Annotated in this window: 20 protein-coding genes and 3 pseudogenes; 5 read left to right on the top strand and 18 right to left on the bottom strand. The window is 68.3% G+C overall.

The window, feature by feature from the left end; all coding sequences use genetic code 11:
• Positions 1-70: 70 nt before the first annotated feature.
• From QFZ67_RS01575 to QFZ67_RS01555, 5 genes are all read right to left on the bottom strand, one after another.
• A complete protein-coding gene (locus QFZ67_RS01575) occupies positions 71-1,072 on the bottom strand; it encodes an ABC transporter permease subunit (protein WP_307659289.1) in 1,002 nt (333 codons plus the stop codon).
• Entirely contained in the window at positions 1,069-2,010 is a 942-nt protein-coding gene (locus QFZ67_RS01570; protein WP_307659288.1) for an ABC transporter ATP-binding protein, read from the bottom strand. Before QFZ67_RS01570 ends, QFZ67_RS01575 begins: the two co-directional genes overlap by 4 nt.
• Entirely contained in the window at positions 2,007-2,441 is a 435-nt protein-coding gene (locus tag QFZ67_RS01565) for a GntR family transcriptional regulator (RefSeq protein ID WP_373430193.1), read from the bottom strand. Before QFZ67_RS01565 ends, QFZ67_RS01570 begins: the two co-directional genes overlap by 4 nt.
• A 168-nt stretch (positions 2,442-2,609) precedes the next feature.
• Positions 2,610-4,427: a cell wall metabolism sensor histidine kinase WalK gene (locus QFZ67_RS01560; RefSeq protein ID WP_307659286.1), complete on the bottom strand. Its 1,818-nt coding sequence runs from the start codon at positions 4,425-4,427 to the stop codon at positions 2,610-2,612.
• Complete coding sequence (locus QFZ67_RS01555; RefSeq protein WP_307659285.1) at positions 4,417-5,112, bottom strand: response regulator transcription factor; 696 nt, start codon at positions 5,110-5,112, stop codon at positions 4,417-4,419. Before QFZ67_RS01555 ends, QFZ67_RS01560 begins: the two co-directional genes overlap by 11 nt.
• Before the next feature lie 331 nt (positions 5,113-5,443).
• Here QFZ67_RS01555 and QFZ67_RS01550 point away from each other — a divergent pair, with 331 nt between their 5' ends.
• From QFZ67_RS01550 to QFZ67_RS01540, 3 genes are all read left to right on the top strand, one after another.
• Complete coding sequence (locus QFZ67_RS01550; RefSeq protein ID WP_307659284.1) at positions 5,444-6,649, top strand: Ig-like domain-containing protein; 1,206 nt, start codon at positions 5,444-5,446, stop codon at positions 6,647-6,649.
• Positions 6,650-6,827: 178 nt separating this feature from the next.
• Positions 6,828-7,712 (top strand): L,D-transpeptidase family protein, encoded by an 885-nt coding sequence (locus tag QFZ67_RS01545; RefSeq protein WP_307659283.1) that lies wholly within the window; start codon positions 6,828-6,830, stop codon positions 7,710-7,712.
• A gap of 314 nt (positions 7,713-8,026) precedes the next feature.
• On the top strand, positions 8,027-8,818 hold the full coding sequence (locus tag QFZ67_RS01540; RefSeq protein WP_307659282.1) for a hypothetical protein: 792 nt from the start codon (positions 8,027-8,029) through the stop codon (positions 8,816-8,818).
• Here the strand turns inward: QFZ67_RS01540 and QFZ67_RS01535 are convergent.
• The 8 genes and pseudogenes from QFZ67_RS01535 to QFZ67_RS01500 all read right to left on the bottom strand — a co-directional run bounded on the left by QFZ67_RS01535 (position 8,763) and on the right by QFZ67_RS01500 (position 14,121).
• Positions 8,763-9,101: a MerR family transcriptional regulator gene (locus QFZ67_RS01535; protein WP_307659281.1), complete on the bottom strand. Its 339-nt coding sequence runs from the start codon at positions 9,099-9,101 to the stop codon at positions 8,763-8,765. The genes QFZ67_RS01540 and QFZ67_RS01535 overlap by 56 nt on opposite strands.
• 1,020 nt (positions 9,102-10,121) lie before the next feature.
• Positions 10,122-10,556 (bottom strand): annotated as a pseudogene (locus QFZ67_RS01530) (PP2C family protein-serine/threonine phosphatase); the annotation flags it as partial.
• A gap of 319 nt (positions 10,557-10,875) precedes the next feature.
• Positions 10,876-11,142, bottom strand: a complete 267-nt coding sequence (locus QFZ67_RS01525; RefSeq protein WP_307659280.1) for a hypothetical protein — start codon at positions 11,140-11,142, stop codon at positions 10,876-10,878.
• Positions 11,139-11,774 carry a ParA family protein gene (locus QFZ67_RS01520; RefSeq protein WP_307659279.1) on the bottom strand — a complete coding sequence of 212 codons (636 nt, stop codon included), beginning with the start codon at positions 11,772-11,774 and terminating at the stop codon, positions 11,139-11,141. The genes QFZ67_RS01525 and QFZ67_RS01520 overlap by 4 nt, the downstream gene beginning before the upstream one ends.
• A 248-nt stretch (positions 11,775-12,022) precedes the next feature.
• Positions 12,023-12,190 (bottom strand): hypothetical protein, encoded by a 168-nt coding sequence (locus QFZ67_RS01515; protein WP_307659278.1) that lies wholly within the window; start codon positions 12,188-12,190, stop codon positions 12,023-12,025.
• Complete coding sequence (locus QFZ67_RS01510) at positions 12,187-12,315, bottom strand: hypothetical protein (protein ID WP_307659277.1); 129 nt, start codon at positions 12,313-12,315, stop codon at positions 12,187-12,189. The genes QFZ67_RS01515 and QFZ67_RS01510 overlap by 4 nt, the downstream gene beginning before the upstream one ends.
• A gap of 560 nt (positions 12,316-12,875) precedes the next feature.
• Positions 12,876-13,271, bottom strand: a complete 396-nt coding sequence (locus QFZ67_RS01505) for a hypothetical protein (RefSeq protein ID WP_307659276.1) — start codon at positions 13,269-13,271, stop codon at positions 12,876-12,878.
• Positions 13,268-14,121 (bottom strand): annotated as a pseudogene (locus QFZ67_RS01500) (IS5 family transposase). Before QFZ67_RS01500 ends, QFZ67_RS01505 begins: the two are co-directional and overlap by 4 nt.
• Positions 14,122-14,657: 536 nt before the next feature.
• Here QFZ67_RS01500 and QFZ67_RS01495 point away from each other — a divergent pair.
• On the top strand, positions 14,658-15,866 hold the full coding sequence (locus tag QFZ67_RS01495; protein WP_307659275.1) for an IS110 family transposase: 1,209 nt from the start codon (positions 14,658-14,660) through the stop codon (positions 15,864-15,866).
• A gap of 57 nt (positions 15,867-15,923) precedes the next feature.
• Here the strand turns inward: QFZ67_RS01495 and QFZ67_RS01490 are convergent.
• Both QFZ67_RS01490 and QFZ67_RS01485 read right to left on the bottom strand, forming a co-directional pair.
• Positions 15,924-16,635 (bottom strand): annotated as a pseudogene (locus tag QFZ67_RS01490) (IS5 family transposase).
• Between the two features lie 96 nt (positions 16,636-16,731).
• Positions 16,732-17,706: a YafY family protein gene (locus QFZ67_RS01485; protein ID WP_307659274.1), complete on the bottom strand. Its 975-nt coding sequence runs from the start codon at positions 17,704-17,706 to the stop codon at positions 16,732-16,734.
• Between the two features lie 136 nt (positions 17,707-17,842).
• Here QFZ67_RS01485 and QFZ67_RS01480 point away from each other — a divergent pair, with 136 nt between their 5' ends.
• Positions 17,843-18,238: a RidA family protein gene (locus QFZ67_RS01480; protein WP_307665700.1), complete on the top strand. Its 396-nt coding sequence runs from the start codon at positions 17,843-17,845 to the stop codon at positions 18,236-18,238.
• Positions 18,239-19,297: 1,059 nt separating this feature from the next.
• Here QFZ67_RS01480 and QFZ67_RS01475 read toward each other — a convergent pair.
• From QFZ67_RS01475 to QFZ67_RS01465, 3 genes are all read right to left on the bottom strand, one after another.
• Positions 19,298-19,552 (bottom strand): hypothetical protein, encoded by a 255-nt coding sequence (locus QFZ67_RS01475; protein WP_307659273.1) that lies wholly within the window; start codon positions 19,550-19,552, stop codon positions 19,298-19,300.
• Positions 19,553-19,668: 116 nt separating this feature from the next.
• Positions 19,669-20,103 (bottom strand): hypothetical protein, encoded by a 435-nt coding sequence (locus tag QFZ67_RS01470; RefSeq protein WP_307659272.1) that lies wholly within the window; start codon positions 20,101-20,103, stop codon positions 19,669-19,671.
• Between the two features lie 439 nt (positions 20,104-20,542).
• The gene (locus QFZ67_RS01465) at positions 20,543-21,043 is read right to left on the bottom strand and encodes an RNA polymerase sigma factor (RefSeq protein ID WP_307659271.1); all 501 of its coding nucleotides are present in this window, start codon (positions 21,041-21,043) and stop codon (positions 20,543-20,545) included.
• Between the last annotated feature and the right edge of the window lie 548 nt (positions 21,044-21,591).

Raw genomic sequence — 21,591 nt, 5'->3', positions numbered from 1 at the left:
ACGGGGGACCGCAAGTGGGGATACCGGCTGCTGGACGACGCGCCGGTGTGGATCGGCTACGACTCGGCCTTCAGTACAGCCGCTTGCGGCCCCACCAGATGATGAACACCGCGACGACGGCCGTGAGTGCCAGCAGGATCGCGGACCCGGTCCACAGCATGGGGGACAACTCAGAGGGGGGCAGGTAGTCCACCGACCAACCGACGATGTCCTTCTTGTCCAGGCACGCGTTGATCGCCTGCTCGATCCCCAAGGCGCAGCTGTCGCGGCCGAGGAGCTCTCCCGAGCCGGTGAGGAAGGACCGGCCCATTTCATAGGCGGCTTCGGGCAGCGGGAACGTGTCGGTGCGGGCACCGTCATGCGTGGTGACCGTCACCGTGTTGCCGAGATCCAGCCAAGAGGAGGCCCAGACGAGTTGTACCGTGACGGCGAAGCCGAAGGTGACCACCATGGACAGCAGCGTGCGGCGCAGGACCATGCCGATCGCCACACCTCCGACCATCGTGAACAGGGTGAGCGCCACCGGCACCGGGCCCGTGGCGCTGCCCGCCACCCAGTAAAGGGCCTTGTCCTCCTTGCTGACCGGTTCCAACCACCAGCCGAACGCCGCGGCGAGTGCCGCGGTGCACACCGTGACCACGAGCACGGCCATGCCGAGCTTCATGGCGAGCCAGCGGCCGCGGCTCACCGCCTGCGACATGACGAGCATGCCGGTGCCGTGCTCCAGGTCGTTCGCGATCAGCGGGGCGCCCAGGAAAACGCCCACCAGGACGGGCATAAGGAGGCCGAGTGCGGACGAGGTGTTGGACAGCAGGGAGTCGTACCTCTCGAAGCCGACCGACCAGTTCGGCAACTTCGGGTTGGGCCAGCCGATCCCGTTGAGGTAGTCCATCATGCTCGCGCGCTGGTAGGCGAACCATGCGATGCCCGCGGCGGTGACGGCGAGCCCGGTCCAGAACGCCGCTCGGTGCTGGCGCCATACCAGCCAGGTCAGGCCGCTGAGCCGCGGGCCGCGACGGAACGGCGCGGAGGCTGCGGGGGCTGCGGCGGGGGCGGTGGTCGTGGTGCTCATGCTGCAACCGCCTTCGGGTCGGCGTGGGCGCTGGGGCTGATCAGGGGTGGTGTGTCGGGGGAGCGGAGGTAGGCGAGGAGGACCTCTTCGAGGTTGGGGGTCTCGGCCTCCCAGGCGCCGGCGACCGGTCCATCGGGCCGGACGAGTGCGGTGACCTGCCGACCGCTGACGCGGGATTCGACGACCGTGTGCCGAGCGAGGTCCTGTGGTACGCCCTCACCCGTGTGGGCCCCCGTGAGCAGGGTGTGGGCGGTGAGGAGCTCGTCGACGTCGCCGGCCAGGCGGACGCCGCCCGAGGCGATGACGATGAGGTAGTCGCAGATGTTCTCCAGGTCGGCGAGCAGGTGGGAGGACATCAGCACGGTGGTGCCGTGCTCGGCGGCCTCGGCCATGAGGACGGACATGAGTTCGTGGCGTACCAACGGGTCGAGGTCGGACATGGGCTCGTCGAGGATGAGCAGGTCGGGACGCCTGCCGAAGGCGAGGGCGAAGGCCACGCGGGTTCGCTGCCCGCCGGAGAGGGTGCCGATCCGGGCGGTGAAGGGCACATTGCCGGAACGGACGATCTCCTCGGCGGTCTTCTGGTCCCAGCGGGCGTTCAGCTCCCGGCCCAGGCGCAGGATCTCGGCGACGGTGAACCGCCGGAACAGCGGCTTCTCCTGGGCGAGGAAGGCGGTGCGCCGGTTGGCCTCCTCAGACCCCGGGTCCGCGCCGAACACCCGGACGGTGCCCGTCGTCGGCTTCAGCAGGTTTACCGCCATCCCCATCAGCGTGGTCTTGCCAGCGCCGTTCGGGCCGACGAGCCCGCAGACCCGCCCGGCCGGCAGCCGGAACGAGCAGTCCTGGAGCGCCCAGCCGCGCCGGTACCGCTTCCCCAGTCCGTACGCCTCGATCGCGGATTCCTCCGCGAACCCCCCATTGCCTATGACCGTACTCACTTGAGCTCCTTGCTTTCACCGCTGTGACTGCTTCCGGCGGTCGTCGCGTCGCTCGCGGCGTACCGCTCCTCCAGGACCGACGCGACCAGGGCAGTCACGTCGTCCCGCTCGAGACCCGCCGCGCGGGCCCGGTCCATCCACGCCACCAGCTCTCCGCGCAGCGGGGAGTTGGCGGCAGCCTGAGGCTGGGCCAGTGACCGGAGTACGAACGTCCCCAGGCCGGGGCGCGGTTCGACCAGTCCCTCCCGCTCCAGCTCCCGGTAAGCCTTGAGGGTCGTGTTCGGGTTGACCGCGCTGGTCTCCGCGACCTCCTTGGCCGTCGGCAGTCGGTCACCGGGCAGGAGAACGCCAAGCCGCAGGGCCTGCTTGGTCTGCAGGATGATCTGCTGGTAGGCGGCGATCCCGCTCCGTCTGTCGATACGGAACTCGATCTCCTTCACCACCCTTTAGCTAGTTAGTTAGTGGAATGACGATGGAGGGTGGCGCGAGCTTTGTCAAACCAACTGGTCAGCGCGTACAGAGAGTTGAAGCACCGCGGAGTTGAGACGCCGCCTAACTGGATTCCTCGGACGGTGTACACATATCGGCGTGGTGGCACTTCATGGCGAGAGGCGCTCAGGCTCCGTTCCGCGGGGAAGCCGGATGGTGAACACCGCCCCGGCGCCGGGCTCGCTGTCGGCGGTAACGGTTCCACCGTGTGCCTCGACGAGCTGGCGGACGATGGACAGGCCCAGTCCGCTGCCGCCGGTGCGTCTGCTCCGCGACTTCTCGGCCCGCCAGAAACGCTCGAAGACATGAGGCAGGTCCTCGGGCGCGATGCCGCCGCCCGTGTCCTCCACCGTGAGCACGGCCAGGTCACCGGTCTGCTTGGCGGTGAGCGTGACCGTGCCTTTCTCCGGGGTGTGCCGGAGCGCGTTGGCAAGGAGATTCCCCAGCGCCTGGCGCATCCTCACGGGGTCGGCCTCCAGCCAGAGACCGGGGTCGGTGCGGGTGCACAGGCGGATGCCCGAGGCCTCGGCGCGGGTGCTGTGGGCGGACACTACCTGGGCGACGAGTTCGTCCACGCCCACCGGCTCGCGGTGCAGGCTCAGGGTGCCGGAGTCGACGGCCGCGAGGTCCTGCAGATCGTCGATGATGTGTTGCAGCAGCAGCGCTTCGTCGTGCAGGGAAGCTATGAGGTCCGGGTCCGGGGCGAGCAGCCCGTCGCGGGTGACTTCCAGCCAGCCGCGGATATTGGTCAGCGGGGTCCGTAGCTCGTGGGCGATGTCGCTGACCATGGCCTTGCGCTGGGACTCCAACTGTTCACGGCGCGCGGTGAGATCGTTGAAGGCGGCGGCGAGGTAACCGGTCTCGTCCTTGGTGGTGACGGCAACGCGCGCGTGCCGCTGCGGTGGCTGCTGGGCTGCGGCCGTCAGCGCTCGCAGGGGACGGACGAGGCGGATCGCGACGACTGCGGTCATGGCGACGGTGATGACCAGGACGAGCCCCGTGACGCCGACGATCTTGGCTTTGTTGGCGGGGGAGAGGTTGAAACCTGCGGGCTGCTGGCCAAGGCTGCCCAGATAGAGTCTGGCCCTTGGCGCGACGTACGGGTCGAGTTGTGTGCGGCGCGCGCTGTCGACACAGCTCTGCGTCCGCTGGCTGCCACCAAGCCGGCGGGCGTTGTCGCTCGCCGGGGTGTTGGAGCCGGGAACCAAGTCGATGCCTGCCCCGGCCACCGGGATTCCTCGCCACTGCTCGAGACCGGGGCAGGAAGCGATCAGGGCGTTGAGTTCGTCCAGTGCCTTCTGCTCCGTGCGAGTGGCCGTGTTGAGTTCTCCGTCGGCGCACTGCAATGGCACGGATGCCTCCCCGTCGTCGGGTGTGATCACCGTGCGGCCGCTCGGGCTCTGGCGGCTGCTGCCGCCGCTTCCGTACCGCCGCATACACGCCAGGCGCTTCTCGGCGAGCGTCTTTACCTGTGCCCGTTCGGCCGCGGGGAGAAGATACGGTCCCACCGCCCGCGGGTCGATCCCGGCGAGCTGGGCCCCCGGTTCGGTGTACGTGTCGGTGTTCAGCGGTTCGACGGTGGCCGAGGCGCGGGCGGGCAGGGCGGTACTCGGGGCGGCGGAGTCGGCGATGGGGTATCCGGTCTCGGTCGTCAGGGCGATGCGCCGGCCCATGGTGTGTGACAGCGTACGCACCAAGGTCTGCACGCCGTTCCAGTCGGTGTGGGTCGCGGCGAAGCCGCTGACCTGCCGCAGGATGTCGGTGTCGTCGGAGAGAACCTGACCGCGCTCCTCCTGGATGGCACGCGTGGTGGTCTCCACGGCCAGCCAGGACGTGGCGCCCACGGAGACGACGGTGATCGCCATGGAGGTGAGCACAAGCCGTACCAGCAGGCTCTTGCGCCAGGGAATACGAGGACTAGGCGTCATGGCGGCCGTCGACGAGCTTGTAGCCGACGCCGAAGACCGTCAGCAGCCGCACCGGCCTGCGCGGGTCGGGTTCGATCTTCTTGCGCAGGTTCATGATGTGTACGTCGATGGCGCGTTCGGTGGAGGCGCGGTCGTGGCCACGGGTGTACTGCAGCAGTTGACGGCGCGAGAACACCCGGTCGGGTTCTGCGGTCATGGCGTGGAGGATGGCGAATTCGCCGGGGGTGCACGTAACGGGGGTGCCGCCACAGGTCACCAGGTGCCGTACGGGATCGACAGTGATGCAGCCCGCGCGCAGCAAAGGGGAGTTCCCCGCGGGGCGCATGGAACGGCGCAGCACGGTGCGTATGCGGGCCATCAGCTCCCGTGGGCTGTACGGCTTGGTCATGTAGTCGTCCGCGCCGAGTTCGAGGCCGAGCAGCACGTCTTCTTCGGTGGAGCGGGCGGTGAGCATGAGAACGGGTACGTCCCCGTCCTGGCGCAGCACGCGGCACACGCCGAAACCGTCGACCCTGGGCAGCATCAGGTCCAGGACGACCAGATCGGGTCTGCGGCTCTTGGCCTCGTCGATCGCGGCCCGGCCGTCGTGGACCACGACGGCGGTGTGACCCTCTTGAAGCAGCAGCCGGCGTATGAGCTTGGCCTGCATTTCATCGTCTTCCGCCACCAGAATATGTGCGCACACGCCACTGACTCTAAGCGCGCGGGATCGACGTCAGGCCGATGTGCGGGCCTTCCCACACCCTGACAAGTTCCTGATACGCGTGCGCCAGGCTGGCGCTGCCCTTGGTCGCGTTCGGCGCTGCCATCACGCCGGGCAGCTGCCGGGTGTGACGGCAACGGCGAGCCGAAGAGCTGCGGCCGGGCCGCAGCAACGGCAGCGGTGTCGCCCGACCCGATGAGTCACGCGAACTGTGATGAGTCATGCGAACAGTGCCGAACCCGCCGCTCGAACCCGGGGCTGCGTTCCCTCCACTCGGTGGGCTACGCCACTCAACGCGCACGACGGAGATCCCATGCACCGCACCCGCCCCGCCCCTGCCCTCGCCGTCCTGTCGATTTCGCTATGCCTTCTTGCCGGGTGCAGCACTGCCCCAGGAGACGCGAACGACCGCGCGAAGGCCCCGCCGGCCGATGCCCAGGCCACGGTCACGCCGCGCATACACCTGAACGCCGCCGACGGACAAAGGCATGTCTCCGTCGAACGCGGCGGCCGAGTCACGGTCGAGGCGGGCAGGATCACCAAGGTGACCCTCACCACCGCGGCCGGCCGGACCGTTGGCGGCGAACTCACCCCGGACAAAAGGACCTGGGCACCCGATGCCGCCCTCGGCCATGGCACCGCCTACCGGCTGACCGTGGTGGCCGCCAACGACGACGGACGCGAGGAGACGAAGAGGATCGCGTTCACGACCCTCGCCGAAACCGACCGCTTCACCGGCACGTTCACCCCCAACAACGGATCCACCGTCGGTGTGGGGATGCCTGTCTCGTTCACCTTCGACAAAGCGATCACCGACAAGAAGGCAGTCGAGGCCGCCATCGAGGTCAGCCCCAGCAGCGGACAGCCCGTCGTCGGCCATTGGTTCGGCACGCAGCGCCTCGATTTCCGTCCGCAGCACTACTGGAAGGCCCACTCCACCGTTACTGTCGGGATCCGCCTCGACGGGGTCAAAGGTGCCGAGGGCGCCTATGGCGAACAGAACAAGACCCTCCGGTTCACCGTCGGCCGCAGTCAGGTCTCTACCGTGGACGCTTCCGCGCACCGGATGACGGTTGTCCGCGACGGCAAGGCCCTGAAAACCATACCCATCACGGCCGGTGCCAAGAACTCGCCCACATGGAACGGCCAGATGGTGATTTCGCAGAAGCTGATCACCACGCGGATGGACGGAGCCACGGTGGGTTTCGCCGGCGAGTACGACATCCCCGATGTTCCGCACGCCATGCGTCTGTCCACCTCGGGCACGTTCATCCACGGCAACTACTGGGGTGCCGACGCGGTGTTCGGGCGGTCCAACATCAGCCACGGCTGCGTGGGACTGAACGACGCCCGGGGCGGCGACGACCCCGGTCAGGACGGCGCCTGGTTCTACGACCACTCCCTCGTCGGTGACGTGGTCGTGGTGCAGAACTCGAACGACAAAACGATTGCCCCCGACAACGGTCTCAACGGCTGGAACATGCCGTGGAATCAGTGGAAGGCGGGCTCCGCACGCTGAGGCGGACGGTGCGGGAGGGGATGCCGGAAGCGATCTGCTAACGGCATCGCCCGAAGGCACACCCGATGCTGCCGCAAGCGTTGCCCCTCGTCTGACCTCGTCTGACCTCGTCTGACCTCGTCTGACCTCGCGTGCCGGAGCTGACAAGTTCCTCACTTGTTTCATCCAGGCTGACACCATGGCCTCATCAACCAGTCGCCCCCCGCGACGGCGTCCCTCTGCGCCCTTTGGGAACCGTCAAACGACCACCTTCATAAACCCGGGCCTGAACCGTCTGGGAATACCGGCCGCTGTCCTGGCCCTGTCCGTAACCCTCACCGGATGCGGGGACCTGCACTCAGGAACAGCTGACGACACCTCGTCGGCGGCCGTCGGTGCGCTCGACGCACCAGGGGCGGCGTCCGGCGCCCCCGGCACGACCCAGCCCAAGCCCCGGCCGACACCTGCGGACACCGAAGCGACCGCCGTATCGGTCCCCGCGCAGCTGCCGGGCCTCGGCCCCCAGACGCTGGCCGAAATCCCTAAGAACGCGCGCCAAGTTGTCCTGGTCACCGGCCGCGGCAAGGACTCCCCGAAGTCGCAGGTGGTGCTCTATCGGCGCACGAGCGCGGGCTGGGAGCCGGGAGCCACCTGGCCGGCGCACAACGCTCTCAAGGGCTGGGCGGACGACCACCACGCCGGCGATCTCCACTCTCCCATCGGCGTGTTCACCCTTACCGATGCCGGCGGGCTGCTCGCCGATCCCGGCACCAAGCTGCCGTACGATCAGTCACGGGGCTTCACCATCGGCGGCACGGGCTTCGAGGGCGAGCCGCTCGCCGGCTCCTTCGACTACGTCGTCGCGATCAACTACAACCGCAAAGCCGGAGCCACCCCCCGCGACTGGACCCGCCCGCTCGGCGCGGACAAGGGCGGCGGCATCTGGCTGCACGTCGACCACGGGGGGCCCACGCAGGGCTGCGTGAGCCTGGCGCAGAAGCACATGAAGGAACTGCTGCTCACGCTCGATCCCGACCAGCACCCGGTGATCGTCATGGGAGACGCCGACTCCCTCAAACGCTGATGCGCGCAGTCGAAGACGAAAAGCCAGGAGCGCCCCGGAGATCCCGGGGCGCATGGGCGCTCGGACAAGTGCCAAACAGGAGGGGAACCTTGATCCGTACTCGCTGCATATTGGTCGCCGCTGCGGCGATACTCGCGACTGCGGTCGGATCGCCATGGCCGGCTGCCGCTGAGCACACTGCCGCTCAACAGATCGCCGATCCCCAACCGTCCGCGCGACAGGTTGGCCTTGACGGCCAACTCCCGTCCGGTTGGCAGATCACCGGAAAGGGCTCGGGGCAGCAGCTGATCTAGCACTCCGCAGCCCCGGTGCCCATGAGCGACGCCGGCGTCGAGTTTTACGCCGGAAACCGGTTCCTCGGTCGGCCGGTGGCTGGCAAGGGCCAGCGCACGTTCCGGCTCGAGCTCCACGGTGCACACCTTGGACCGGCGACGGAGCTGCAGGTGCGAGCGGGGGGACGCCGTCTGGACGAAGCCGGCGTCGCCGCGGGTTCGGACAGCCGACGCACCGCATCGGCAGCGAAGCAGCTGACCTCGCTGCCGGCCAACCCCGTCGACCCCGGCAAGCCGGGCCGGTACCGGACGGTCACCGGCGAATACACCTTGCCCTCGGTGCGGTTGCCCGGATTTTCCGCCGCCGTGGAGATGCGTGTCGTTGTGGTGGCACCGACCGGGGCCTCGGGCCGCCGGCCGATGGCGCTGTTCCTTCACGGCCGCCACGAGACCTGCTTCAGGGACGGCGTCGACCGGTTCGGCACATGGTCCTGCCCGTCCGGTTCGAAGCCGGTGCCGAGCTACGCCAGACTTCTCGGCGGCGTTCAGGGACCCTCGACTGGCGCGCTCGTCGGCGCTTCCGTCACGGTTCGAGGCGTGCAGGACAGCCCGGTTACGGCGCGGTTCAGGTCCAGCGGCGGCGCGTCGGCCGAAGACGGTTCTTGGGTCACCCTGCGTCCAGTTCAGCAGAACCTGTTTCTGATCTCAGCGACCATGCGCACCCGCGACATGTGTGCGGGACGCGGGACCCTCCGGTACCCGGCGGGCGCGTACCACCTCAGACCGCGGGCGGTGAATTCACCGATTCGGTGGCGCGGCGGTATTCGGCGTTGATGCGCTGGGCTTCTTCGAGCTGGTCTTCGAGGATGACAATGCGGCAGGCGGCCTCGATGGGGGTGCCCTGGTCGACGAGTTCCCGGGCCCGGGCCGCGATACGCAGCTGGTAGCGGGAGTAGCGGCGGTGTCCGCCCTCGGAGCGGAGCGGGATGATGAGGCGGGCTTCGCCGATGGCGCGGAGGAAGCCCTGGGTGGTGCCGAGCATCTCGGCGGCCCGGCCCATGGTGTAGGCGGGGTAGTCGTCGTCGTCGAGACGGCTGTACGAGTCGTCTGCTGTCATTGCACCTCTCTGTGGAACGTGTGGAGGGGCCCTGGTGCCGTACGGCACCAGGGCCCCGAAGGAACTGCTACACCATCTGCCGGCCCCGGTACTGCGCCGGCCTTCTGTGTCCGCAGACCCGACCGAGATGCTGTCGGGGGTGCGGGGATCGCGGTTGCTTGACCGGAGACCACCTCACTATCGATGTCCTGCGGTACCCGGGCTCATGACTTCCGCCCGGGCGATCCTGGGATGGCGCTTGGCTCCTCCGTTCTTCCCTCGGTGATCAACTGCTTACCAAGCGGGGGACTGCGTACTGCTGGTACTGCTGGTGCTGCTCTACTGCGTACTGCTGGTGATGCGAACTGCTCAGTGGCCTGCGACAGCGCCACTCTTCGGCAGCCAGCCCCGTCGCCCATCTTGCGTCTGCTCTGGCTTAGAACCCCGCTGCCGAACCTCCCGGTGCGCGCGTCCGCAGCCGACGCCTTCACCGAGGTGCTGCTCACTGACTTCACTGCTGGGTACTGCGAACTGCACTTACGGGTACTGCCACTGCGAGGTACTGCTCACGGCGGCTCCTGATCACTGCGGGCCACCCGGTCCGGTCGGTCAGTCCCGTCGCCGTCCTGCAACAACCCTGGCTTCGGAACTCCACCACGGCACCGTCCTGCGAACTGCAACTGCGGGTACTGCTGCCAGGCAGTTCGTCTCTGCCAGGCCCTGCGGTCTCTCTGGGCTACGAGAGAAACCATAACCACACCACCGCCCAATGTCTACTCCGGCCAACATAGATTTTCGCGTGTTCGACGGTGAGGTAATCAACCTCGAACAGCGACTGGAGGGCGGGAGCAAGGCCGTCACCGCCGGGTTAACGGGCCGCAGGCCGGGGCGCAAGCCCCCGGGCAGACACGACCGGGCATTGACGATCCAGAGACCAGGGGGACCTGATGGACACGATGAGCGTCAACGTCGCAACCCTCCGCTCCGCGACATCCGTCGCCGGCGCATGCGACAGCGCCCGGGATTTCCTCGAAGGGCTCTGATCAGTCGGCTGCGCGGGTCGATGAGCACTTTGACTACGGTGCTGGCCAGCGCGCCGTCGACCGCTCGGGCGTACAGGCCGAGTACCTCCAGGGCCTGTGCGGGGCTGGGAACGGCCCGGATGGCTGCGCTCAGGGCGCTGCGCAGCATGCCCATGACGGCGGCGGCCTGCAGGCCGTGGCCGACGACGTCCCCGATAGCGATGGAGTAGCGGTCGGGCGGCAGATCGACCACGTCGTACCAGTCGCCGCACACGTTGAGTGATCCGCTGGCGGGCAGGTAGCGCACGGCGATGTTCCGGTGCCTGGCCTAGTCGGGCGAGTGGAGCATGACCTCCTGCAGGGTGACGGCGATTTCACGTTCGCGGGCATGCGCCTGGCGCAGTTGCTCGTTCAGCTGTTCCAGATCGTGCGACCGGGCGTAGACCTGGGCCGCGATCGCTGGATCGAGCCGCGCCCGAGGCAGCAGAGGGCAGGTCCGACCGGTGCACCGAGTTCGCGCAGGTCTTCCAACGCATGGCATCGCGCACGCCGCGGGCGACGGCAGCCGGTGGTGCCGCATCCCGCACCCCGTCCGGTTGTACCGGCTACCTCGAGTTCGACTTCTGACCCGGCCGTGACGACGCGCGCCCCGACCGCCGGTCCGGGGCGCGCTCACCGATGTTGCGCGTCGGAGGGGCCGCCGAGCCGGTCCGTCGCCAGAGCCCCGGACTGTGGGTGAGACAAGGGCGTGGCTGCGCTGTCGTACCCGGCCTCTACGGCCCTGTATGTCGGGCGCCGCCCATGGATCGGGGCACGGCTGCGGCGGTGTCGGCCAAGGTGCGCAGAACGGTCGTGCTGGCGAGCACCAGCGCTGAGAGCGGCAGACTGGCCCATCGCGTCAGGTCTCGCTGCAGGTCCGGGTCCACTTCGATGATCAACCGGACGTATCTGCTGTTCAGCGTGATGCTTTTGGAGGACGGGGCAGCGATGCCCCCTCCGCGCTGCAATGCCGCGCGGTACCTGTCCTTGCGCTCCTTCATGCCTCTTCCTGACGCTTGATGAGTTCATCGGCGAGGTCCATGTACGCCGACCCCTTGGCCCGCACCGGACTTCCGAACGACTGGGCGTACAACTCGAGCCGCGCAATCTGGGTGTCCAGCACCACGAACCCCCACTCGGTGAGCGCCTCACGAGCGTCGGCATCGGGGCCGGTGCGTGTGGCGTCGGGACGATTGGTCCGGTTCAGGAGGACTGCAGTGCGGGCCGGCTCGGCGCGCAGGGACTGGACGTCGTCCATCTCGGAGCGGATGGGTGCCATCCGGTCCAGTTCGATGGGAGCGGGCGTCACCGGGACGATCCACGCACTCGCGTACCTCATGATGCTGCGGGCGATGCGAGGATGGTCCTCCAACTGCGGCGCATCGAGCACCACAGCCTGCCGATTGCCCAGGAAGTCGTTCACGCGGCGGTGCACGTCACCCACTGGCAAGGCGATGACGGGAAACGGAAAGCCGTCGGCCAATTCGCTCCAGCGCAGTGCGGAGGAGGCTGGGTCGCCGTCGACCAGAAGCGGCGAGTAGCCCGACTCGTGAAGCGCGTGGGCCAGCCATACGGCACTGGTCGTCTTGCCGACTCCAGGCTTGAGATTCACAAAGGCAAAGCTCAGCGGCATGGGAGCCAACCATAGCGGGCATGATCGAGCGGATGGGTTCGACGCGCGTGCGGAGCTCCATCGTTCACTCGCAAGCAGTCAGGAACCGCTCTTCGGCCGGTGGTCGAGCCGCACGTGAAGTGCCGCCCAGCAGGCTGAGGCGAGCTTTGCAGGGGTCCGATTCGCGGTCGTGGTGCCCGATCATTGGAGGACCTGGTACCAGGTGCTGACGCGCAACCCCTTCGGTTTCACGTACACGCCCCTGTTCATCAGCGCGCTGGAGGACCGCCGGCGCCTTCACCCTCCAGCGGCTTCTGGAGCTTCCGCACCGCGACATGGTGGCCGACGTCGCCGCCCAGCTCTACCAGGCTGCGGGCGGCCCCCTTCAGGCTCTGCCCGCCCGTACGACGGCGGAGGACCGCATCGCCGCCGGTCACTGCCCGGTGTGTGCCCAGGCGCTGCCCGGAGCCAGCGGGGGTGCCACTGGCAGCTGGCGCAGGACGCGCGGCGGCACCAGCTGTTCGCGGCCCACGTCGTCACGGTGACGAACCTGCACATCCATCGGCCGCTCCCTCCGCGCCGCGCAGTTTGATGTGAGCTGCGGGCAACACGTCCACAGCGTCACGGCCCCTGCAGCGGCCGCGGAGCCGGGCCGACAGCGTTCACCCGAAGGGGTGTAAGCGGGCTTGTGCTCTTGGCCGAGGCTGCAGTACGCCGCTGCACGGGCGCAGGCCCAACTCGGCGCAAACCGCGGCCGTTCTGGGCGCCGCCATCTGCCGTGCCCGCTCCGCTGACCGCTGGCGAGCTTCCGGCCATGCCCGCCTCGCTGCGCAGCACAGAGACCATCCACGCCTGGCTATGTCTGCGGCTACGGGAGGCGTTGTTCCCTACCGTGGGGGCGACCTTCCTTCCGGCACTGGTTATCTCGCTTTGTTCTGACGGCCGTTGAGGTTTTGCAGTGGGAGTGTGGGCCTGCTCTCCGATCGAGGACTGGCACCGCAACTCGAACTTGGCTTTGTGCGGGGCGGGCTCGCCCTTGTGGAACTTGTCCCGGTCGGCCTTGGAGGGGTCCGCCTGAACCTGGCTCCAGTGTTCGAGGGATAGACGGGCTTTGAGAGGTCGTTAAGTCCGTTTCTGGTAGCGGCCGCGTCCGGGTTGGGTGAGGAAGCCTTGGCGGGTGAGGCGTCCGAGGCGGCTGCGAGTGACGTTCATGGCTGGGTCGGCGGTGGGCATGCCGAGGAGTTCGTGCAGTTCGCGGACTTGGATTGTCTGGTGGGGGTGCTGGTGGAAGGCGTTCACGATCTGCTGGTAGGCGGTGGCCATCTCGGGTTCGGGCCCGGTCTCGGCCGGTACGTGTTCAGCGATGATCTTCCGGGTGGTGGCCAGGTCCGCGAGGCGGGCCTCGGTCTCGGCGAGAGCGGTGGTGAGATGCTCGATCTGGTCGCGTAGCTCACTGGCTCGGGTCGCTGCCTGATCGTGCTGGGCCTGGAGGTCCTGCAGGAGTTCGGTGACGTTCATGCCGCCAGCCCGAGGGTGTCGCGCCAGGCCGGTGCGGGTGTAGTCAGGCGGCGGGTCAGTTGGCGGTGGAGGCCCAGTAGACGCGCGAGGCGGAGTTGTCGGGCCGGTGGGTCGTACTCGCGGGCCAGGCGCCGGTGCAGCATCAAGGTCACGTTGGCCTGTTCCACGATCCATTTCTTCGGTTGCGGGACGAAGCCCTTGCCGCGATCGTCGGGGTTGCGGCAGACGGTCTCGACGGTGATGTCCTGCAGCGCGCCGTGGATCACGACCTCCTCCTTGAATCCCTGGTCCACCAGGGCCTTCTCCAGGCGGTTGCCGCAGCGTTCGGCTGCCTGGTCGAGCAGGGCGGTGCCGGCGGCGTTGTCTTGGGCCGAGGCGGCCAGCACGACCACGCCGATGATCAGTCCCAGGACGTCCACCGTAGCCCCCGCTTGCGGCCCGGCGTCTTCTTGTTCGCGTCCAGTCCCGTCGTGGCCTTCGGGACACCCGCGGCCGCACGCACGGACTGCGTGTCGATGACCACGAGGGACGGGTCCTCCAATCGGCGGGCCCTCTCCCGCACCTGACAGCGCAGCAGTTCCTGGATCCGCTGGTCGAGCCCGTCCTCGCGCCACAGCGTGAAGTAGTAGAACACCGCCGACCAGGCCGGCAGATCGCTGGGCAGGTAGCGCCACTGACAGCCCGTCCGGTTCTGATAGAAGATCGCGTCCACGACCTCCCGCAGATCGCACGTTCCCGGATCGCCGGTCGCCGACCGCTTCACCCGCTTCTGCTTCCAGGCCGTGATCATCGGCTCGATCAACGCCCACTGCTCGTCCGACAAGTAGCTCGGATACGGTCTTCGCTCCACGCCCCGCATCTCGGCATGTCCATGCCTAACGGCGAGCCCGCACGGCGATCAGTACCCGAACGAGCGATCACGAACCGAGAGAGAAGGGACTTAACGCCCTCTCGGAGCCTCAAGATCCACTGTGGTGAACGCCCGGGCGCTTCGTCTCACGATCTTGTCCCATGCCGGCTGCGGGGGATGGATCGCGGGCTCGTCTACTTGACTGCGATCGGATTTACCGGCGCACCGACCGCTGACTCACCCTCGCCCTGTTTGGCCTCACCACCCACTGCCGCCCCGTTACTTTCTTCGTGGCCCTGAAACGGGGCTCCTGGCCTCCGGGCCCGGCATGACTGTTGCCCCCTGTCGAAGCGATGACCTGGGGGGTGGTGTCACCGGGTCCGGGGCACCGTCTGACCGCTGATGAGAGGCCCGACCGTCACCCGGCCGAGCGCAACGCCCGGCCGTTGAAGGGTGGCAGGTCTGCGTAACGTGGATGCGCGCGCTCGGTGCCGGTGGGTGAGGCCGGGACGGAACGACCACCCTCGGGGGGTGCGGTGCTCGACACCGGTGAAATCGCGGTCTTCCTCGGCCTGGACGTCGGCAAGGGCGACCACCACGGCCACGGCCTGACAGCGGGCGGCAAGACCGTCTACGACAAGCGGCTGCCCAACAGCGAGCCGAAACTGCGGGCCGTGTTCGACAAGCTCACGGCCAGGTTCGGCCGCGTGCTGGTCATCGTGGACCAGCCCGCATCGATCGGCGCCCTGCCGCTCGCGGTGGCCCGGGACGCCGGCTGCCACGTGGCCTACCTGCCAGGGCTGGCGATGCGGCGGATCGCCGATTTGTATCCCGGTGAGGCAAAGACCGATGCCCGCGACGCGCACGTGATCGCGGACGCCGCCCGCACCATGCCTCACACCCTGCGGGCCCTGGAACTGGCCGACGAGACCGCGGCCCAGCTGACCGTCCTGACCGGCTTCGACCAGGACCTCGCCGCCGAGGCCACCCGCACCAGCAACCGGCTCCGCGGCCTGCTCACCCAGTTCCACCCGAGCCTGGAGCGAGTACTGGGGCCCCGCCTGGACCACCAGGCTGTGACGCACCTGCTGGAACGCTTCGGCTCGCCCGCCGCCCTGCGCAAGGCCGGACGCCGCAGGCTCGTGAACCTGATACGGCCCAAGGCCCCGCGCATGGCCGAACGCCTGGTCAACGACATCTTCGACGCGCTCGACGAACAGACCGTCGTCGTCCCGGGCACCACCACCCTGGACGTGGTGGTGCCCTCGCTGGCCCGCTCGCTCGCCGCCGTCCACGAACAACGACGCGCTCTGGAAGCCCAGATCAGCGAGCTGCTGGAGTCGCACCCTCTTTCCCAGGTCCTGACCTCGATGCCCGGAGTCGGTGTCAGGACCGCCGCCACCTTGCTGGTCACCATCGGCGACGGATCGTCCTTCCCGACCGCCGCCCACTTGGCCTCCTACGCCGGCCTTGCCCCGGCCACGAAGTCCTCCGGATCGTCCATCCACGGCGAACACGCCCCCAGAACAGGCAACCGACTCCTCAAACGCGCCATGTTCCTCTCCGCCTTCGCGGCCCTGCACGACCCCGCCTCCCGCAGCTACTACGACCGGCAGCGAGCCCGCGGCAAAACCCACACCCAAGCCCTCCTCCGGCTCGCCCGCCACCGCATCAGCGTCCTGTTCGCCATGCTCCGAGACGGAACCTTCTACGAGTCACGCACCCCGGAAGCGACCCCCGCATGACCCACGCAGGCTTGACGAAGGACATAGAGGCACCCCCCGGACGGCTAACTGATCGTTTCAGGATGAGGTTCGGAGGCGTCGCAAGCAGATGATGCTGCAGGCGAGTTGGAGGGCCCCAGGTGGAGGTCGGCTCGTATCTCGTAGCGGATCCGCAGTCGCTTGAACTGGTGGAGCCAGGCGAAGGTCCGCTCGACGACCCAGCGGGTCTTTCCCAGGCCGGAGCCGTGTGCTGTGGCTTTGCGGGCGATCTTCGGTGTGATGCCCCCTGCACGTAGAAGCCGGCGGTACTTGTCGTAGTCGTAACCGTGGTCGGCGAACAGCCGTCCGGGCCGGTGGCATGCCCTGCTCCGGCGGCCGCGAATGCGGGGTATGGCGTCCAGCAGCGGCATGAGCTGGGTGACATCGTGACGGTTGCCGCTGGTCAGCGAGACGGCGAGAGGCGTTCCGTGCCGGTCGGTGATCAGGTGGTGCTTGGAGCCGGGCCGGGCGCGGTCAAACGGCGAAGGTCCGGTGTGAGCCTCCCTTTCAAGGCCCTCACGTGTGAGCCATCGACCGCTGCGTCGTCGAGGTTCACAAGGCTGGCCCGCCGCGGCTCCGTCAGAAGAACCGCGTGCAGGCGGGGCCAGACGCCTGCTTCAGTCCAGTCCCGCAGGGCAGCCCGATCGTCCACCGGCAGCCGCCCCGGGTATCGCCGGCGCCGCGGTAGACGGGGCGGCAGCAGTGGAGCGACACGTTCCCACAGCTCATCAGCCACAAGATCATCCGACACCCGCAGAACTCTGCCGTCGGCAACCTCAACCGCCAAGCCCCTGCACCCAACTGTTTCCGAAATGATCAGTTAGCCAAATGAGTTGGCTTCTCACTCTCAGGACGAGTCTCCGTAGCGGGTGGCAATCGCGGCGGCGCGGTTGCGTAGGGAGGTGCGCATCGACTGCGGGGCCAGGGCTTCCGCGTCCGTGCTGAGCTGCCACAGCGCCCATTCGGCGTGTCGGGAATCTTGGAAGGTCACCTCCAGCCGCAGCCAGCCGTCTGCGTCGGGTTCTTCTGCGCGGACAGCCAGCGCGGTGTCCAGCAGGTCCTCCCGCCGCGCCGGGTTCACCCGTACCAGCACGGTGATGTGGTCGCCGCCGGAGAGGAACTGCGCGGAGCGTTCCCGCCAGATCCGGTCCAGATCGACCCGGTTTGGTCGCTGTGCCGTTTCGGGGAGTTCCTCGGCGGCCAACACCCGCGACAGCCGGTAGGTGCGGTCCGCGCCAGATCTCGTGGCCAGCAAGTAGCCCCGGTCGCGTACGGTGACCAGGCCGATCGGGTCCACCGTGCGCCACTGTGGTGTCTGGCCTGTGGCCGCGTAGTGGATGCGCAGCTTGTGTCCGGCGAGCACCGCGCGCCTGACCTCGATCATTGTGGTGTCAAGTACCTCCTCAATGACCAGCCGGCGTGAGAGCAGGTCGGTCTCCGGGTTGACGAGAAATCGCTGGGCCGCGTCGCTCGCGGAGGCCCGGTGGCTTTCGGGTAGCGCGTCGACCACCTTCCGCATGGCCGAAGCGAGCGCCGAGCCGAGGCCGAATACCTGCTCGCCGCGCCCCGATCCGGCGGTCAGCAAGGCGAGAGCCTCGTCGTGGTTCAGTCCGGTGAGCTCGGTCTGGAAACCGGGCAACAGCGCGAAACCGCCGTGCCTGCCGCGTTCGGCGTAGACCGGGACGCCGGCCGCGGACAGCACCTCGATGTCGCGCAGCACGGTACGGGTGGATACCTCCAGCTCGCGGGCCAGCGTGTCCGCTGTCAGCCGACCGCGCTGGCGCAGCAGTAGCACCAGTGAGACCAACCGGTCGGCACGCATACGAGAACTTTAACGGAATACATGACTGAGGGTGTCGTGATTTGTTGGGAGGCTCGTTGACGCGACGTCAAAGCTGGCGGCTACCGAGCCGATGGACGTACGTACTCCCGATGAATCGAATGGAGCTGATGTGGCAGTGGAACGAACGGCGGTCAACCCGGTGACGTGGTCGGTGGAGATGGGTTTCAACCAGGGTGAGGTCGTCTCCGGGCACACACGGACCCTGTACATCTCGGGGCAGACCGCGATGAGCGGCGACGGCAAGCCCCAGCATGACGGTGACATTTCGGCGCAGTTGACGCTGAGCATCGACAACCTGGAGGCCGTGCTCGGCGAGGCCGGCATGTCTCTCGCGAACCTCGTCCGGCTCAACGTCTACACGACCGACGTCGATCTGCTTTTCCAGCACTACGGCGTGCTGGCGGCGCGGTTGGGTGCCGCCGGGGTGGCGCCGACCTCCACGATGCTCGAGGTGGCGCGACTGGCGATCCCCGGCCAGATGGTCGAGCTTGAGGGGACCGCCGTCGCGTGATGCGACCTCGCCGCCCCTGCTACTCGTGCCGGTTGAACCGGCACGAGTAGCAGGCAGATGGGTGATTGCCTGTGCTCAGAATGGTGACAATCGGCGTCTATGGCCTCGACGGCGAGTCCTTCCTGCAACGACTGCGGCACGCAGACGTCCGCCTGCTGCTCGACGTACGTCAGCGCCGCGGTGTCCGCGGACCCGAGTACGCCTGGGCGAACTCAATCCGGCTGCAGGGTACTTGGCTGGGCCTCGGGCACCCCACGGCCTTTCGCAAGATCTTTGGAACGAGTATGGGCGGAAAAATTCATGGGGTACCTGGGCCGATAGGACGTAGTAGCGGTACCGACAGAAACCCCGGTCAGAAAGGGAGTTCACGTGACCGCCGCTGCTACGCCGCCCTCCGACCCGGGCCCCGAGGACCCCGGCCCCCTGCTCACCGCTCATGCCGCCATCGTCCTCCTGATGGCTTCCTTCACGGGGGGGCGATTGCCGGAATGCGTACCCTCTACAGCACGGACGCGGCCGCCGCCGCGCTGCTCGCTGGCGTGACCGGCTTCGGCGTCAGCATCCCCGTACTGCACAAGCTGATCGGCCGATGAGCCGTGGAACCGCAGCGGAGAACCCTGCGGTGAGTGCGTGCCGACAGACCCTCAAGTAGTCGTGCACACATGCTTGGTGACTGATCGGTGTTGGTGGGTTCCTATACCCAAAAGAGCCGGTGACCACAATGCGGGTCACCGGCTCCCGGCAGGTCATGCGCCAACGACCTGCGCCGACCATCATGGGCAGGGCGCCTGGCCCGCATCTGGGGCACCATGACCGAACGCGAGCAGCGCGCCGCCCTGCGCGCCTTCGCGCTCAACCTGCCCCCCAGGCCGAGGTCACCCTCCAGATCGTCCCCCCCCGACGAGGCATAGTCCCAGTCGCCGAAGGGCCCGACCGCACTCAGCGGCCAGGCCTTCGGCGTGAGCCGGATGTCCACGATCCCCGAACCGCACACCCTCACGGTGCGTACCGGCGACGCCGCATCATCAACGCCCTGCTCGGAGTCGCCGAAGGAGGTTGCTACGGGCCGGGAGCACGTGGGACGGGGTCGTAGGTGCTTTCAGTGGTGGGAACCGGTTCACGGCCTGTGGCCGGTGGCTGGGCGACCGCCACCAGGACACCGACGACGGTCACCGCGAGCATGATGAACGCCGCGGCCGCTTGCAGAGGTTGGCGCAGGGAGGGCTGACGGTAGGTCGCCCAGGCGACGCCTGCGGCGCCGACCAGCAACACGGTGATCAGGAGGCATCCGAGGAGAAGTGTGGACAGGGCCATGTCCGTTCCTTTCACGTACTCCGATACAGGTGGCGGGCACCGTCCGGTCACCCGAGTTCGCTTGCCGGGAGCCGGACGGGCTGCCCGGCGGGTATCACCGCCCCGGACCGGGTCACTCATTCCTGCTCCCTCCCCCTCCGGCAGGACGCGGGCTGCCTGTGGGCGTTTGGTTCGCACGCCATGGATACGTCGGCCGCGTACTGGGAGAGGTAGCGTCCGCGGCAGTCGTTGCTGCTGGTGAGCCCGACCCGCAGGCAGAAGTCGCCTGCTGTGGCCCCGGAGGCGTAGGGCCCGGGTTCGTAAACCACCCAGTAGCCAGGCCGCAGGGAGGCGAACGCGTTGCTGTCGAGGACCTCGGCGGTCGGCACCTTCAAACGGATCACCGCCAATGCCTGGTCACGAGCTGCGGTGCCGCCCGTCTTGGGGACCGACGCGAGTTGGGCGATCCACCCTCCGGAAACGGACGGCATCGGGGGCAGTGTGGGGAACGTCGCCTGCACGGCGGTCGGCGTCGCCGCAAGGGCGGCGAGAAGGCCGTCGGGCCCGGGCACGCCGACCAACAGGAAGCCCGCAAAGGCAGCGGCCGCTGCGGCCGCGAGCTGCCAGCCGCTGCGGTGGCGTCGGCCTCGGGCCGCGTTGTGCCCCGGACGGTCAAGCCCCCCCGGGGGCAGATCCGCACCAGTGGCGACGCCGGCGGATCGGCATCCGGCAAGGACCCACCACGCGGTGCAGGGGAGGTCGGGGTGCGCTCCGCGCGGGCCACGGGCGCCCCTGCGACCCGGTCCGGTTCGGCGCGGGGCAACAAGTCGAGGCCGTCATCGTCGTGGTCCTCTTCCCCCACGTCGGCCGTCATCCACGCCACCAGCTGCTCCCGCCTGCGCTGGTGATCGGTGTCCAGCCCCGACGGGATCAGAGCGTCCGCCTGGCGCAGGAGCTCCCCCAGCGACAGGGTGGCCTCGTCCTGGTCGGTGCGCCGGTTCTCGTGGTCCATCATCCGCCCTCCTCCCCGGTGACCGGTTTCGTTGCGGCCGCCTTTGCGACCGGATACAGGCACTCGGCGGCCATGGGTACGTCGACGTACGGCTGCACGGCCGACCGGATCGTTTGAGCCGCGAGAGCCAGCTGCTTGCGCACGCCCGATGACGCCACGCCCAATACCTCGGCGATTTCGGCCGTCGAGTAGTCCGCCAGCCAGTACAGCTGCGCGATCACCCGGCGCCGGTGCGGGAGGCGTTCCATCGCCCCCAGCGCAGCCTCCAACGCGGTCCGGGCCTCAGCCTGCGCTGCCGGGTCGGGACGCTGGTCAAGCTCTGGCACAGCCAGGGCATCGTGCAGGCTGCGGAACCTCGTGCGGCGTCGCAGCTCGTCGAACCACTTATTCGCCGACACCCGGCGCAGCCAGCGGCGCCGGGAGGCCGCTCCAAGATCCCGCACCGTCTCCCACTGGCGCGCGGCCTCCATGAAGGCCAATTGGGCCAGGTCCTTGGCCACGTCGGAGTCCCCAGGTGAGCCAAGTCGCGTGCCGCACCAACGCGTCCTGTTCCCTCCCGAAGAACTCGGCTACCTCTTCCACGTGTTCGGGTGAGATCCGTTGCGTCACGCCCCTCCTCCGCTCCCATCAACCTGCCGGGGCAGGGCGCCCCCTCCAGTCGTCCGAGCGTGCGGCCGGATCCCCATGCCTGGCGAGACCCCTCCACGGCCCTTAGTCGTACGGGGTCCTCGAAGCGCTGCCTCCTAACCGTGATGCAGCGCTATCCCGGTAACTGTCCTTCGTAGGGGCACCTCGTCGGCCTGTGGGTTCCCCGCGACTCCGGGACGTACCGCCGGTGGCCGCCTTGCCGCGAGGGGCCCGGCACACGTGCCTTCATGCGCTGATACCGCGGCCCGGGCCGCAAGGCGGAGAAACTGCCGCAGCTCTTCGCGGACTGGCAAACGGAAACGCTTCTTGTGGGCTTGCAGCGTCGCCCGGCTCAGCCGCGCCGGTGAACTCCAGGTCATCGGCCTTGCCGGGTGAAGTGCGGTGGACGCCGCCTATCGGT

The sequence above is a fragment of the Streptomyces sp. V1I1 genome, from assembly GCF_030817355.1.
Lineage (GTDB): Bacteria > Actinomycetota > Actinomycetes > Streptomycetales > Streptomycetaceae > Streptomyces.
This window is presented reverse-complemented; position numbering and strand designations above follow the sequence as displayed.